Origin of the sequence: Spirillospora sp. NPDC046719, assembly GCF_040645715.1 — a bacterium.
Classification (GTDB): domain Bacteria; phylum Actinomycetota; class Actinomycetes; order Streptosporangiales; family Streptosporangiaceae; genus Spirillospora.
In genome coordinates, this window is sequence record NZ_JBEYYT010000266.1 from 1 (window position 1) to 13106 (window position 13106).

General features: G+C 74.0%; 13 protein-coding genes. 3 read left to right on the forward strand and 10 right to left on the reverse strand.

Going from position 1 to position 13106, the window contains the following annotated elements:
* The first annotated feature begins 173 nt into the window (after positions 1-173).
* Positions 174-2651, forward strand: coding sequence for a transglutaminase TgpA family protein (locus ABZ914_RS33650; RefSeq protein ID WP_500198208.1), 2478 nt, complete (start codon positions 174-176; stop codon positions 2649-2651).
* Positions 2652-2751: 100 nt separating this feature from the next.
* Here ABZ914_RS33650 and ABZ914_RS33655 read toward each other — a convergent pair whose 3' ends face one another.
* From ABZ914_RS33655 to ABZ914_RS33680, 6 genes are all read right to left on the reverse strand, one after another.
* Positions 2752-3141 (reverse strand): SCO2097 family morphological protein, encoded by a 390-nt coding sequence (locus tag ABZ914_RS33655; RefSeq protein WP_190868928.1) that lies wholly within the window; start codon positions 3139-3141, stop codon positions 2752-2754.
* A gap of 147 nt (positions 3142-3288) precedes the next feature.
* A complete protein-coding gene (locus tag ABZ914_RS33660) occupies positions 3289-4554 on the reverse strand; it encodes a DNA polymerase IV (RefSeq protein ID WP_190868929.1) in 1266 nt (421 codons plus the stop codon).
* Between the two features lie 6 nt (positions 4555-4560).
* A complete protein-coding gene (locus tag ABZ914_RS33665; protein ID WP_500198209.1) occupies positions 4561-5346 on the reverse strand; it encodes a methyltransferase domain-containing protein in 786 nt (261 codons plus the stop codon).
* A gap of 58 nt (positions 5347-5404) precedes the next feature.
* Positions 5405-5821, reverse strand: coding sequence for a transcription antitermination factor NusB (gene nusB, locus ABZ914_RS33670; RefSeq protein ID WP_387030161.1), 417 nt, complete (start codon positions 5819-5821; stop codon positions 5405-5407).
* A 1-nt stretch (position 5822) separates the two neighbouring features.
* Positions 5823-6380 (reverse strand): elongation factor P, encoded by a 558-nt coding sequence (gene efp, locus ABZ914_RS33675; RefSeq protein ID WP_151544967.1) that lies wholly within the window; start codon positions 6378-6380, stop codon positions 5823-5825.
* Positions 6381-6422: 42 nt separating this feature from the next.
* Positions 6423-7526, reverse strand: coding sequence for a M24 family metallopeptidase (locus tag ABZ914_RS33680; protein ID WP_500198212.1), 1104 nt, complete (start codon positions 7524-7526; stop codon positions 6423-6425).
* A 184-nt stretch (positions 7527-7710) separates the two neighbouring features.
* On the opposite strand from ABZ914_RS33680, the gene ABZ914_RS33685 reads away from it, so the two are divergent.
* The gene (locus ABZ914_RS33685) at positions 7711-9228 is read left to right on the forward strand and encodes a flavin monoamine oxidase family protein (protein WP_500198213.1); all 1518 of its coding nucleotides are present in this window, start codon (positions 7711-7713) and stop codon (positions 9226-9228) included.
* Between the two features lie 98 nt (positions 9229-9326).
* Here the strand turns inward: ABZ914_RS33685 and ABZ914_RS33690 are convergent, their stop codons facing one another.
* The 3 genes from ABZ914_RS33690 to ABZ914_RS33700 all read right to left on the reverse strand — a co-directional run bounded on the left by ABZ914_RS33690 (position 9327) and on the right by ABZ914_RS33700 (position 11684).
* Positions 9327-10376, reverse strand: a complete 1050-nt coding sequence (locus tag ABZ914_RS33690; RefSeq protein ID WP_433138196.1) for an LLM class F420-dependent oxidoreductase — start codon at positions 10374-10376, stop codon at positions 9327-9329.
* Between the two features lie 145 nt (positions 10377-10521).
* Positions 10522-11187, reverse strand: coding sequence for an enoyl-CoA hydratase-related protein (locus ABZ914_RS33695; protein WP_500198215.1), 666 nt, complete (start codon positions 11185-11187; stop codon positions 10522-10524).
* A gap of 32 nt (positions 11188-11219) precedes the next feature.
* Entirely contained in the window at positions 11220-11684 is a 465-nt protein-coding gene (locus tag ABZ914_RS33700; RefSeq protein WP_500198217.1) for a PaaI family thioesterase, read from the reverse strand.
* A gap of 112 nt (positions 11685-11796) precedes the next feature.
* Here ABZ914_RS33700 and ABZ914_RS33705 point away from each other — a divergent pair, with 112 nt between their 5' ends.
* Positions 11797-12372 (forward strand): TetR/AcrR family transcriptional regulator, encoded by a 576-nt coding sequence (locus ABZ914_RS33705; protein ID WP_190868965.1) that lies wholly within the window; start codon positions 11797-11799, stop codon positions 12370-12372.
* Here the strand turns inward: ABZ914_RS33705 and ABZ914_RS33710 are convergent.
* Positions 12335-13106 (reverse strand): S24/S26 family peptidase (locus ABZ914_RS33710; RefSeq protein WP_500198218.1); only part of this gene is annotated, 772 nt, incomplete at its 5' end. The two genes, ABZ914_RS33705 and ABZ914_RS33710, sit on opposite strands and share 38 nt — an antisense overlap.

A 13106-nucleotide genomic window follows, 5' to 3' on the forward strand; every position in this document is an offset into this window, starting at 1 on the left:
GATGTAGATCTGATCGCCCGATTGCATCGGGATGTAGGGGCCGACCGCGTCCTTCCAGGACCGCGGGAGCAGGTCGAGCAGCAGCGGCGGGACGAGCCCGGCGGGACGCCCGCGGACGCGGACGCGGGCAAGGACGCGAGGGACGAGGCGGCGGACGCCACCGGAGGCGCGGCATGAGGATCCGGATGACGGTCGTGGCCGCGGTCGCGACGCTGGCCTGCTCGATCGGGCTCTACCCGCTGTTCGCCAGCGGCAAATGGTTCTGGACGGGCGCCGCAGCGGTGCTGGCGGCGGCCTGCGGCGGGCTCGTCTCGCGCCGGCTGCGGCTGCCGGCGGTGCTGGACCCGCTGTTCGGGCTGGCGGCGCTGCTGCTGTACCTGACCGCGGCGTACGCGGCGGGCGAGGCGTGGCTCGGGTTCGTCCCGTCGCCCGGCTCGCTGGGGCACCTGGCCGACCTGGCCGGGGACGGCTGGAACGCCGCGAACCGGTACGCGGCGCCGGTGCCGCTGGTGTCCGGGATCGGGCTGCTGGTCGCCGCCGGGATCGGCGTCGTCGCCGTGCTGGTCGACCTGCTGGCGGTGCGGCTGCGCCGGGCGGCGCCGGCCGGGCTGCCGCTGCTGGCGATGTACAGCGTGCCCGCGGCGGTCCGCCAGGACGGCGTCGGGTGGCTGGCGTTCGGCGTCGGCGCGCTCGGCTTCCTCGGCCTGCTCATGGCGGACGCCCGCGAGCAGGTCGGCGGGTGGGGCCGGGCGGTCACCGTCCACCGGCACGGCGGGGAGCTCCCGCTGGCCGGGGCGGAGCCGCCGAGCGGCCAGCGCGTCCGGGCCGACGGCGGCCGGCGGGCGGCGAGCGGCCGGCGGATCGCGGTCGGCTCGGTGGCGATCGCGGTGCTGCTGCCGATGGCGATCCCGGGCATCCACCCGCGCGGCGTGTTCGGCATGGGCGGCGGCGGACGCGGCCAGGGCGGCACCCAGACGGTCACGACGCCGGACCCGCTCGTCAGCCTGAAGCGGGAGCTGACCCGGCTGGACGACTCGGTCGTCCTCACCTACCGGACCGACGACCCGGACGGCCCCGACTACCTGCGCCTGTACGCCCTCGACCGGTTCGACGGCGACCGGTGGACCTACAGCCGGCTGAGCAGCAGCGCCGCGGACCGGCTGTCGGGCCGGACGCTGCCGCCGCCGCCCGGGCTGAGCATCGCCCCGGTGCACGAGGTGACGACCCAGGTGAGGGTGAGCGCCGACGTCCGCGACATGACCTTCCTGCCGGTGCCGTACGCGCCGACCCGGGTGTCGATCAAGGGCGACTGGCGGGTGCACCGGCAGTCGCTGATGATCTACTCGCTGAGCGACGCGGCCGGCGGCCGCGCCTACACCGTCAAGAGCCTGCGCGCCGACCCGGACGCGGCGGACCTGTCCGCCGCCGTCGGGTACCCGGCGGACGTCGTGTCCCACTACACCGCCGTCCCGAAGAACATCCCGCAGCAGGTCAGGACGCTCGCGCAGAACGTGACGGCGGGCGCGGCGACCGCGCGGGCGCAGGCGGTGAAGCTGCAGCGCTGGTTCACCCTGACCGGCGGGTTCACCTACGACCTGTCGACGCCGGCGCCGCAGCACGGCAACGACCTCGTCGACTTCCTGCTGCGCAGCAAGCGCGGGTACTGCGAGCAGTTCGCCGCGTCGATGGCGCTGATGGCGCGGATCCTCGGCATCCCGTCGCGCGTCGCGATGGGCTACACGTCCGGCACGGAGACGCAGCCGGGGACGTGGGTGGTGCGGTCGCGGGACGCGCACGCGTGGCCCGAACTGTACTTCGAGGGGTCGGGCTGGGTGCGGTTCGAGCCGACGCCGGCGGGCCCGGCCGGGCAGGGCACGGCGGTCACGCCGGCCTACAGCCAGCCGGCGGGCGGCGGCGGGCGGCAGGGCGACGACGCGCTGCCGACCCCGTCGGCGACCTCGGGGCCGGACCGGTCGTCCGCCTCGCCGTCGGCCGCGCCGCACCGCAACGACACCGGTCCGCAGGGCGGGCTCACGCGGCAGGACTCCGGGGACGGCGGGATGTCGGCCGCGCCGTGGATCGCGGGCGGGGTGCTCGTGCTGCTGCTCCTCGCGGTCCCGATGGCGCTGCGGGCGCTGACCCGGCGGCGCCGCTGGGCGGCGCTGTCGGCGCGGCCGCGGGGAGACGGTGAGGACCTCCGGCCGGACGGCCGCGGCGGCGCGTCCGGCGGCGTCCCTGACGGAGGCGACGCCGCGCACGCGGCGTGGTGGGAGATGCGCGCCGACGCGCTCGACCACGGGTTGGAGTGGCGGCCGAGCGACTCGCCGCGCGCGGCGGCGCGGCGGCTCGGCGAGCTGCTGGAACTGGACGAGGTCCCGGCGGAGGCGCTCGGCCGGATCGCCCGCGCCGAGGAGCTGGCCCGCTACGCGCGGACCCGGGCCGCCGAGCCGCCCGAAAGGCTGCGCGCCGACGTGCGGACCGTGCGCGCGGCGTTCGCCGCGTCCGTGGGGCGCCGGGCCCGCTGGCGCGCCCGGGTCTTCCCGCCGTCGGCGATGGCGCAGACGCGGGCCGCGGTGCGCAGCACCGGCAACCGCGTCGCCGACCTGGCGGACCGGCTCAACGAGCTCCCGAACCGCATGCGGCGCCGCTAGGGCCTCGCAGGCCCGCGGCGCCGCTCAGACGTGGCCCGGCCGGTTCAGGCGAGTCCGGCCGGTGCGGACGTGTTGGCAGGGCGGACGTGGTCCGGCCGGCTCACTCGCCTTCGGTGCGGCGGCGCCAGCGTTCCTCCATGCGCTCCATGAAGCCGGCCTTCGCGGGGCGGGCCTGGCGGCCGCGCCGCGCCGGCTCGTTCCCGATGCCCGCCATCCGCTTCCAGCTCGTGAGGGCCCAGACGCAGCAGACCACCATGAGCAGGAAGCCCGCCACGCTGACCGCGATGGTCGCGGTCCCGGCGTTGATGACGAGCCCGGCCATCAGCGCGCAGACACCGACGACGAACCCGAGCGCGGCCTTGATGATGCGGCGCTTGTAGTGCACCTGAGGGTTGGTCGACCGGACGGCGTGCGCGAACTTCGGATCCTCGGCGTACAGCGCCTGCTCGATCTGCTCGAGCATGCGCTGTTCGTGCTCAGACAGCGGCACGGCGCCTCCCAACGACAGCCCCGCGGCGGGGTATCCGATGCGGGACGGGAACGTCAACGGTGATATGCCCAGAATACGAGCACTCACCGGCGTACGAAAGCGAACGGCGGGTCCAGGGCCCCATACCGGTCAGCTCACCGCCTTCTCTCATCGTCTCCCGTCCCTGCCGTCGCGTGCGTCACCGTCGTGCGCGCGCTCGACCAGGGCGGCGGGCCGGACGGCACCATGGCCGAACCGGTTCGCCACCTGGTCCATCGCGCGTTCGGCCTCGCGCCAGCCGCGTTCCGGCTCGTCGAAGGCGAGCTGACGGGGGGCCTCGCCGGCGGGGCACAGGTTCTCCACCCGCACCCCCACCAGACGGAGTCGTACCCGTTCCAGCCCGGCCCCCTCATAGAGCTCGCAGGCTGTGACATAGATCACACGGGCGAGGTCGGTGGGCTCGCGGAGCGTCCGCGCCCGGGTGATCGTCTTGAAGTTCGCCATCCGGAGTTTGACGCTCACCGTGCGTCCCGCGTTCCCCGACGCGCGCAGCCGCGCGCCGACCTTCTCGGCCAGCCGCAGCAGCTCCCGGCGGATCACCTCCGGGTCGTCGACGTCGGTGTCGAACGTCTCCTCCGCGCCGATGCTCTTGTCGGGCGTGTGCGGGACGACCTCGCGCGGGTCGCGGCCCCACGCCAGCTCGTGCAGGTGCGCGCCCATGGCGTTGCCCAGCTCGCGCTGGAGCGTCGTCACGGGGACCCGGGCGAGCTGCCCGACCGTGCGGAGCCCGAGCCGGGTCAGCGTCTGCTCCGTCCGTTCCCCGACGCCCCACAGGGCCGCGACGGGCAGCGGGTGCAGGAAGTCCTCGACGCCGTCGGCGGGGACGACGAGCAGGCCGTCCGGCTTGCAGCGGGTCGAGGCGAGCTTGGCGACGAACTTCGTGCTCGCGACGCCGACCGAGCAGGTGATGCCCTGCTGCGCCCGGACCTGCTCGCGGATCATCCGGGCGATCTCCGCCGGGCGCCCGAGCCGCCGGCCCGCGCCCGCCACGTCCAGGAACGCCTCGTCCAGCGAGAGGCCCTCCACCAGCGGGGTGATCGAGCGGAAGATCTCGAAGACCGCCGCCGACACCCGCCCGTACTTGCCGTGGCTGACCGGCAGCACCACCGCCTGCGGGCACAGCCGCCGCGCCCGCGACATCGGCATCGCCGAGTGCACGCCGAACCTCCGGGCCTCGTACGACGCCGCGGACACCACGCCGCGCGGCCCCGCGCCGCCCACCACCACCGGACGGCCCCGCAGCTCCGGCCGCTCCAGCAGCTCGACGCTGACGAAGAACGCGTCCATGTCCACGTGCAGGATCGAGCAGCCGGTGTCGTCGGCGGGCGGCCCCGGCTGCGGCCCGGGCCGGTGCAGCTGCTGCTTGCGGCTCATGGGGGTCTACTCGGCCGGCTTGTCGGCCACCAGGTGCAGCTGCGCGGCCAGGTCGCGCAGCACGGGGTGCACCGCCGCGACGGACTCCAGCGCGATCAGCGCCTCCGCGGAGTCGGCGTCGCCGTCCAGCATCCCGCTCGGCACCAGGTCGGCGAAGATCCGCACGCCGTGCAGCTCGGCGACCCGCAGGCCCGCGCCGCGGACCAGCGCCGACAGCGTCTCCCGGGTGAACCGGCGGGGCATCCGGTCGCCCTCGCCCCACCGCCCGGACACGTCCGTCAGCACCCGGCGCGCGTCGTCGAAGTGGCCGGACACGGCGCGGTGCAGCGCGGCGGCGACCTGCCCGGCCACCAGCACGCTCACCGACCCGCCCGGGCGGACGGCGGCGGTCAGCGCGGCCATCGCCGCGCCCGGGTCGTCGACGTACTCCAGCACGCTGTGGCACAGCACCAGGTCGGCGGCGCCGGCGCCCAGCAGGTCGGGCAGGTCGACCGCGTCGCCCTGGACGGCCCGGACCCGCACCCCGGACTCGGCGGCGCGGCGCTCCAGCGCGGCCAGCGCGTCCGGGTTGGCGTCCACGACCGTGACCCGGTGGCCGAGTTCGGCGAGCGGCACCGCGAACCCGCCGGTGCCGCCGCCCACGTCCACGACGTCGCTCCGGCCGGCCTCGGGGGCGATGCGGTCCAGGACGGTGCGCAGCGCCTCCCACAGGACCGCGCTGCGCACGCGGCTGCTCCCGCGCACCCGCTTCTGTTGCCGGCCGGCCACGGCCGCTCCGCTAACGTCGTTCATCCCCGCCCACCCTAGCCGCCCGCCGCGGTCGGGCGGGCGCCAGGCGACCTTTCGCCCGCTACAGCGAGAGGGAGGGCTTGAGCTGCTGGAGGCGGGAGAGGAGGCCGTTGACGAACCGGGGCGACTCGTCGGTGGACAGCTCGGTCGCGAGGCCGACCGCCTCGCTCACCGCGACGCCGTCCGGGACGTCGTCCACCCACAGCAGCTCGTAGGCGCCCATCCGCAGGATGTTGCGGTCGACGACCGGCATCCGCTCCAGCGTCCAGCCGGTCGCGTAGGTGGCGATCAGCTCGTCGATCCGCTCCCGGTGCTCCTGCACGCCCTCGATCAGCCGCACCGCGTGCGGGTACTCCGACAGCTCGTCCTGGTTGGGACGGCCCCGCGCCGCCAGCACCGCGGTCGGCTGCTCCTCGCGCAGCTCCGCCGCGAACAGGATGTCCAGGGCGAGCTTGCGGGCCTTGGTCCGTGCCGCCATCTCAGCCGCGGCCGAGGTACTCGCCGGAGCGGGTGTCGACCTTGACCTTCTCGCCGGTGGTGATGAACAGCGGCACCTGGATCTGCGCGCCGGTCTCCAGCGTGGCGGGCTTGCTGCCGCCGGTGGAGCGGTCGCCCTGCAGGCCCGGCTCGGTCTCGGTGATCTCCAGCACCACGGCGGCGGGCAGCTCGACGTAGAGCGGGTTCTCGTTGTTGAACGCGATCACGGCGTTCTGCTCGGGCAGCAGGTAGTTGGCGGCGTCGCCCACGGTGGCCGCGGGGATGTGCGGCTGGTCGTAGGTCTCGGTGTCCATGAAGACGAAGTCCTCGCCCTCGCGGTAGAGGTACTGCATCTCGCGCTTGTCCACGCTCGCCACGTCGACCTTGGTGCCGGCGTTGAAGGTCTTGTCGACGACCTTGCCCGACAGCACGTTCTTGAGCTTGGTGCGGACGAACGCGCCGCCCTTGCCGGGCTTGACGTGCTGGAACTCCTGGACGGTCCACAGCTGGCCGTCGAGGTTCAGCGTCATGCCGTTCTTGAGGTCGTTCGTCGTCGCCACTGCGTTGTTCTCCCGGTCGCGGGCCCGCTCGCTGATCGGACGTCAGAGTACGAGCAGGTCCTTCGTCGTTGTGGTGAGGAGCTCCGGGCCGCCCGGGCGGACGACCAGGGTGTCCTCGATGCGGACTCCGCCCCGGCCCGCCAGGTACACCCCCGGCTCCGCGGTGATCGGAACCCGATCCATCAGCTTACCGGTCCTGTCGTACCCCATGAGCGGTGCCTCGTGGATCTCCAGGCCGACGCCGTGCCCGAGCCCGTGGGTGAACGCCTCGCCGTGGCCGGCGTCCTCGATGAGGCCGCGGGCGGCGGCGTCGACGTCCTTGGTCTCGGCGCCGGGGCGGGCGGCGGCGATCGAGGCGAGCTGCGCGCGCAGGACCAGGTCGTACAGGTCGCGCTGCCAGCCTGCGGGGTCGCCGACCGCGACGGTGCGGGTCATGTCGGCGTGGTAGCCGCCGTAGCGCGCGCCGAAGTCGAGGGTGACGAGGTCGCCGCGCTGCAGCTCGCGGCCGCCGGGGTGGTGGTGCGGGACGGCCCCGTTCGGCCCGGACGCGACGATGGAGTCGAAGGCGGGGCCCTCGGCGCCGAAGTCGACCATGGCGCGTTCGAGGGCGATCGCGACGGCCCGCTCGGTGACGCCGGCGCGGATCTCGGGGAGGACGGCCTCGAAGGCGCGGTCGGTGATGGCGCACGCCTCCCGCAGCAGGCCGATCTCGTCCTCGTCCTTGATCCGGCGCAGGTCCTCGACGAGGTGGCCGAGCGGCCGCAGCGGGATGTCGGCGGCCTCGGCGAGCGCGGCGTGCCGCTCGACGGTGAGGTCGTGCGGTTCGAAGCCGAGGGCGCGGTGGCCGGAGGCGGCCGCGCGGGTGGTGAGCGCCTCGGCGGTCCGCCGCTCGACGAGGGTCTCCAGTTCGGGGCAGACCTCGGCGGCCGTCCCGGCGTAGCGGCCGTCGGTGGCGAGCACCGCGGGGCCGTCGGCCGGGACGAGCAGCGCGGCGTTGGAGCTGTCGAGTCCGGTGAGGTAGCGGACGTTGACGAGCCTGGTCACGAGGATCGCGTCGGTGTCCGCCTCGGCGACGAGCGCGGCCAGCCGGCGGCGGCGCTCCGCGCGCCCGTCCTCGTGCGTCCCGTCCATGTGCGCCTCCCCCATGGTCAGGACTCTAGAGCACGCGGTCCCCCGGTCGCGCGGCCCGTCTCGACGCGGTCACAGAACATGAGAATCACTCGACTTCCGGATCGGAGGGGCCTAGGTTGCCGCGCGAGTGATCGTTCCATCCCGCCCCGTCCCATCCCGCACCGTCCCCCCGCACCGGACGTCCCTGGAGGGATTCCCCTTGACCCGAGTCAGCCGCCGCAGATTGCTCGGAACGGGCGCGCTCACCGCCGCCGGAGCCGTGGTCTCCGCCGCCGCGGCGCCCGCCGCCGCCGCGAGGACCGCCGCCCGGCCCGCCACCGCCCCGGCCGCCCCCGCGGCCCAGAACGCCGCCGCCGACGTGGTGATCGTCGGCGCCGGGCTGTCCGGCCTCGCCGCCGCCCGCGACCTGGTCGCCGCCGGCCGGTCCGTGATCGTCCTGGAGGCCCGCGAGCGGCCTGGAGGCCGCGTGTACGGCATGCCGCTCGGCGACGGCACCACCAGCGAGGGCGGCGCCGAGTTCATCGGCCCGACCCAGGACCGCATCGCCGCGCTCGCCCAGGACATGGGCGTCGCCACGTACCCGACCTACAACACCGGCCAGAACGTCTACTACCGCAACGGCAAGCGGTCCCTGTACGCCACCGACGGCGTCCTGGGAGCGGTCCCGCCCGACTGGGGCGTGGTCGACCTCGAGGTGGCGCTGCTGAAGCTCGGCAGCATGGCGAAGGACGTCCCGGTCGGGCAGCCGTGGAAGGCCGCCAAGGCCGAGGAGTGGGACGCGCAGACCTTCTACACCTGGTCCCGGTCCAACTCGCTGAGCAGCGGCGCGCGGTTCCTGATGGACGAGTTCATCAGCTCGACGATGTCGGTGCGCTCGCAGGACGTGTCGCTGCTGTACGTCCTGAACTACATCGCGTCGGCGGGCAACGAGGGCAATCCCGGCTCGGTCGACCGCCTCATCGACACCAAGGGCGGCGGGCAGGAGTCCCGGTTCGTCGGCGGGTCGCAGGAGGTCCCCGTCCGGCTGGCCGCCAAGCTCGGCGACATCGTCCGCTACAACACGGCGGTCCGGTCGGTCTCGACCGACGGCGGCGGCGTCACCGTCGCGGCCGACGGGCTCACGGTGTCGGCGAAGCGGGTCGTCGTCGCGATGTCCCCGGCCATCGCCGGGAAGATCGACTTCTCGCCGGCGCTGCCCGCCGCCCGCGCGCAGCTGATGCAGCGCTACCCGATGGGCTCGGTCTGCAAGTTCGTCGCCGTCTACGACACGCCGTTCTGGCGCGCGGACGGGCTGACCGGGCAGGCCGTCTCCGACAGCGGCGCGATCGACGCGACGTTCGACAACAGCCCGCCGGACGGGTCGCGCGGGATCATGATGGGCTTCATGAACCAGGCCAACATCCGCAGGCTGGACGGGGCCTCGGCGGACGAGGTGCGGGCCGCGGGCCTCGCCTCGTTCGCGACGTTCTTCGGCGACAAGGCCAAGAGCCCGGTGCGGACGGCGTTCCAGCGCTGGGACAACGAGACGTGGAGCGGCGGCGGCCCGGTCGGCGTCGCCCCGCCCGGCGTCCTCACCGGCTTCGGCGAGGCGCTGCGGGCGCCGTGCGGGCCCATCCACTGGGCGGGCACCGAGACGTCCGACTACTGGACCGGCTACATGGACGGCGCAGTCCGCTCTGGCGAGCGCGTCGCCAAGGAGGTCGACGCCGCCCTCTGACCGCCGGGCGCGCCGGCTCGCGGCGGGTCGGCGGGATGCGCGCCGCCATGACGGCGACCGCCGCGGCCCGGCGGAGGGGTCGGAGGTCGGCGGAGGGGTCAGAGGTCGGCGGCCATCTGCTTGACCTTCTCGATGAGGGCGATGCGGCCCTTGTGGTCGCCGGCGATCGGCGACACGTTCAGCGTGGTGATGCCGGACTCCTTCATCGCGGCGAGCCGCTCGCGGACGTGGCCCTCGGAGCCGATCAGCGACATCTTCTCCAGCAGCTCCTGCGGGACCTTCGCGGCCGCCTCGTCCTTCTTGCCGTCGAGGTAGAGGTCCTGGATCTCCTCGGCCTCCTTCTCGAAGCCGTACCGGCGGGCGAGGTCGTTGTAGAAGTTCTTGCCCTTGGCGCCCATGCCGCCGATGTAGAGCGCGGCCATCGGGCGGCCGAACTCCAGGTAGCCCTGCACGTCGTCGCCGATGGCGAGCGCGGCCTGGCCGACGACGTCCAGCTCGCCGAGGGACGGGTCGCGCTTGGCCTTGCCGGCGGCGAGCGAGGCGCCCCAGACGTCGGCGGCCTTCTCCGGCATGTAGAAGATCGGCTCCCAGCCGTCGGCGATCTCGGCGGTGAGCTCGACGTTCTTCGGGCCGATCGCGGCGACCATGATCGGGATCTGGGCGCGCACCGGGTGGTTGATCAGCTTGAGCGCCTTGCCGAGGCCGGTGCCCCGCTCGGGGGGCAGCGGCAGCGTGTAGTGCTTGCCCTCGTGCTGGACGCGCTCGCGCCGCCACACCTTGCGGCAGATGTCGATGATCTCGCGGGTGCGGCCGAGGGGCGCGGTGTAGGGGACGCCGTGGAAGCCCTCGATGACCTGCGGGCCGGACGCGCCGATGCCGAGCGTGAAGCGGCCGTCGGAGACGTAGTCCAGGCCGGCGGCGGTCTGCGCGATCGCGGTGGGCGTGCGGGAGTAGATGTTCAGGATGCCGGAGCCGATCTCCAGCCGCTCGGTCTTGGCCGCGATGTACCCCATCTGGCTGACCGCGTCGAAGCTGTAGGCCTCCGGCACGTAGACGATGTCGAGGCCGGCCTTCTCGAAGTCGGCCAGCTCCTCGACGGTGTCCTTGAACCCGCTGCCCGCGTAGTTGAGCCCCATCCCGATGCGCATCCGGGCGTCCCTTCCCTAAAACCGAATCAGATTCCAGTCGAACGTAACCTACTCCGCGCCGCCCGCCGGAGCGAGGGCCCGGCGCCGTGGCTCCGGTGCCGTGGGCCCGGCGCCGCGGATCCGGCGCCGGGGGTCCGGTGCCGTGCTAGCCGAGCGCCGGGCCGCGCAGGGCCTCCAGCGCGGGCCGGTACAGGTCCGCGCGGATCTTGCCGACCACCCGGCCGTCCTTGCCGGCCAGCGACCCGGCGAGGTCCAGCGCCGCGGGCAGCACGCCCGCCTCGTCCGCCGTCCGCTGGACGATCCCGGCCGCCATCGCCTGCTCGGCGTCGTACCGGCGGCCCGTGATCATCGCCTCGTGCGCGGTGCGCTTCGGCAGCCGCGCGCTGATCAGCGCATTCATCCCCGGCGTGAACGTCATGCCGAGGTCGACCTCGGGCAGGCAGAAGTAGCCGCGGTCGGAGCGCATGACGGCGAAGTCGTGGGCGAGGGCCAGCATGCCGCCGCCCGCGAACGCGTGCCCGTTGACGGCGGCGACCGTCGGCATCGGCAGCTCCAGCAGCCGCGCGTAGAGGGCGTGGATGCGGCTCAGGTAGGGCTCGAACTCGTCGCCGTGGGCGCCCAGCCACTCCAGGTCGAGGCCGTTGGAGTAGAACTTGCCGGTGCCGGTGGTGATCAGGGCGCGGGGGCCCTCGGCCTTCTCGACGGTGTCGAGCGCGCCCTCGACGGCGCTGAGGAAGTCGGGGCTGAACCGGTTCTCGCCGTCGTCGAAGCGCAGGATGTGGACGTCGCCGTCGCGCCGCAGGTCGATCACGCTGGTCTCCTTCGTCGGTGCCTGAGCAGACCCTACTGGTCGGTAGCCGGCGGGAAGATCATGCACGTCGTGGTGCCGTGCGCGACGAGCCTGCCGTCCTGGTCCACGATCCGCCCCTCGGCGGTCGCGATCTTCCGTCCGACATGGACCGTCGTTCCCTCGCAGGTCAGCCTGCCACCCTCCAGCGGCACCGCGCGGACGAAGTTGACCTTCAGCTCCAGCGTCGTGTAGCCGGCACCCTCGCCCAGCGAGGTGTGCACCGCGCAGCCCATCGCCGAGTCCAGCAGCGTGGACAGCACGCCGCCGTGCACGGTGCCGAGCGGGTTGCTGAAATCGGTGCGCGGCGCGAGCGAGAAGACGACCCGCCCCGGCTCCAGCTCCTCCGCCGCCATGCCGAGCAGCGCGCCGATGCCGTACCCCTCCTCGGCGCCCTTGTTGATCAGCGCCTTCAGCTGCTCGAGGCCCGCCGTGGTCGGCGTGGTCGTGGTGCCCGCCATCGCTCCGCTCCCTCCAGGTGACGCTAGGTATGACGTCCGTCATAAGCACGGTGGGCTATGACGGTCGTCATGGTCAATGCGAGAAGCTTATGATGAATGTCATAATCGGTGCATGGGCACCGACAGCCGGGAACGCATGGTGCGCAGCGCCGCCTACCTCTTCCGCGAGCGCGGCTACAGCGGCACCGGGTTCCGCGACGTCATCGCGCACAGCGGCGCGCCGCGCGGGTCGATCTACCACCACTTCCCCGACGGCAAGGCGCAGCTCGCCGAGGAGGCCGTCCGCTACGCCGGCGAGTTCCTCAACGCGGGCATCCTCGCCGCCACCGAGGGCGGCGACGCCGCGTCCGCCGTGGACGCGTTCGTCGGCTGGTGGCGGCAGGTGCTGATCAAGAGCGAGTTCCGGGCCGGCTGCCCCATCGTCGCCGTCACCGTGGAGAGCCACGACGACGCCCCGCAGCTGGCCTCCGCCGCGGCGGCCGCGTTCGACCGCTGGCAGGACACCCTCGCCACCGGCCTCGGCAACGCCGGCGTCCCCGACGACCGCGCCGCCCGCCTCGCCCGCCTCATCGTCGCCGCGGTCGAGGGCGCCACGATCCTCTGCCGCGCCCACCGCGACGTCGCGCCCCTCGACGACGTCGTCGCCGAGCTCAAGGAGATGACGAGGAACGCCGTCGAGGACGACTAGCGCCCCGGGCCGGCGCCGGGCGGGTGGCGGCCCGCCCGCCTCCGCCGCGCAGCCGCATCAGCACCACCCCGTACATCCGGTCCGCCGGGCACGGGCCCCACTGCTTGGAGTCCTCCGAGCGGGGGTGGTCGCCGCGCAGCACGAGCATGCCCGGCGGGACGCGGCCGGTCCCGTCCCCCGGCACCCAGGCGGGCACCGGGTCGCCGGCCGCCGCGACGACCCGCTTGACGTACCACCCGCCGGCCCCGGACGGGTCGGACGGCCCGTCCCACCCCGTGCGCCGGTCGGGCCGCTGGACGACCACGATCCGGCCGGGCCGGGCCCGGCGGCGGTGGCGCAGCACCAGCAGCACGTCGCCGTGGTGCAGGGTCGGGGTCATGCTGCCGCCCCGGACGGTGACGGTGGACAGCAGCAGCCGGGCCGCCAGCACGGCCCCGGCCGCCGCCCCGGCGGCCCTGGAGATCAGGATCAGCGGCACGGCCGGCATCGTGGGTAGCGACAGGGCCACCGCGGCGGCGCTGATCGCGCCGACGTACAGCTGTCCTTCCGCGCCGACATTGAAGATGCCGGCCCGGAACGAGAAGACGATCCCGATGGCGATCAGCAGCAGTGGCGCGGTCCGCATCAGCAGGTTGCCGAAGTTCGCGGGGCTGGCGAAGTTCGCCAGGAGGAGCTGCTGGTAGGCGAGGACCGGGTTGTCGGAGACCACGACCACGAGCAGGAAGCCGGCGACC

Coding starts and splice junctions, on each gene's coding strand:
- ABZ914_RS33650 (WP_500198208.1), top strand. CDS start 174: ATGAGGATCCGGATGACGGTCGTGGCCGCGGTCGCGACGCTGGCCTGC.
- nusB (WP_387030161.1), bottom strand. CDS start 5,821: ATGGCGGCACGGACCAAGGCCCGCAAGCTCGCCCTGGACATCCTGTTC.
- ABZ914_RS33660 (WP_190868929.1), bottom strand. CDS start 4,554: ATGAGCCGCAAGCAGCAGCTGCACCGGCCCGGGCCGCAGCCGGGGCCG.
- ABZ914_RS33665 (WP_500198209.1), bottom strand. CDS start 5,346: ATGAACGACGTTAGCGGAGCGGCCGTGGCCGGCCGGCAACAGAAGCGG.
- ABZ914_RS33690 (WP_433138196.1), bottom strand. CDS start 10,376: ATGCGCATCGGGATGGGGCTCAACTACGCGGGCAGCGGGTTCAAGGAC.
- ABZ914_RS33680 (WP_500198212.1), bottom strand. CDS start 7,526: ATGGGGGAGGCGCACATGGACGGGACGCACGAGGACGGGCGCGCGGAG.
- ABZ914_RS33705 (WP_190868965.1), top strand. CDS start 11,797: ATGGGCACCGACAGCCGGGAACGCATGGTGCGCAGCGCCGCCTACCTC.
- ABZ914_RS33700 (WP_500198217.1), bottom strand. CDS start 11,684: ATGGCGGGCACCACGACCACGCCGACCACGGCGGGCCTCGAGCAGCTG.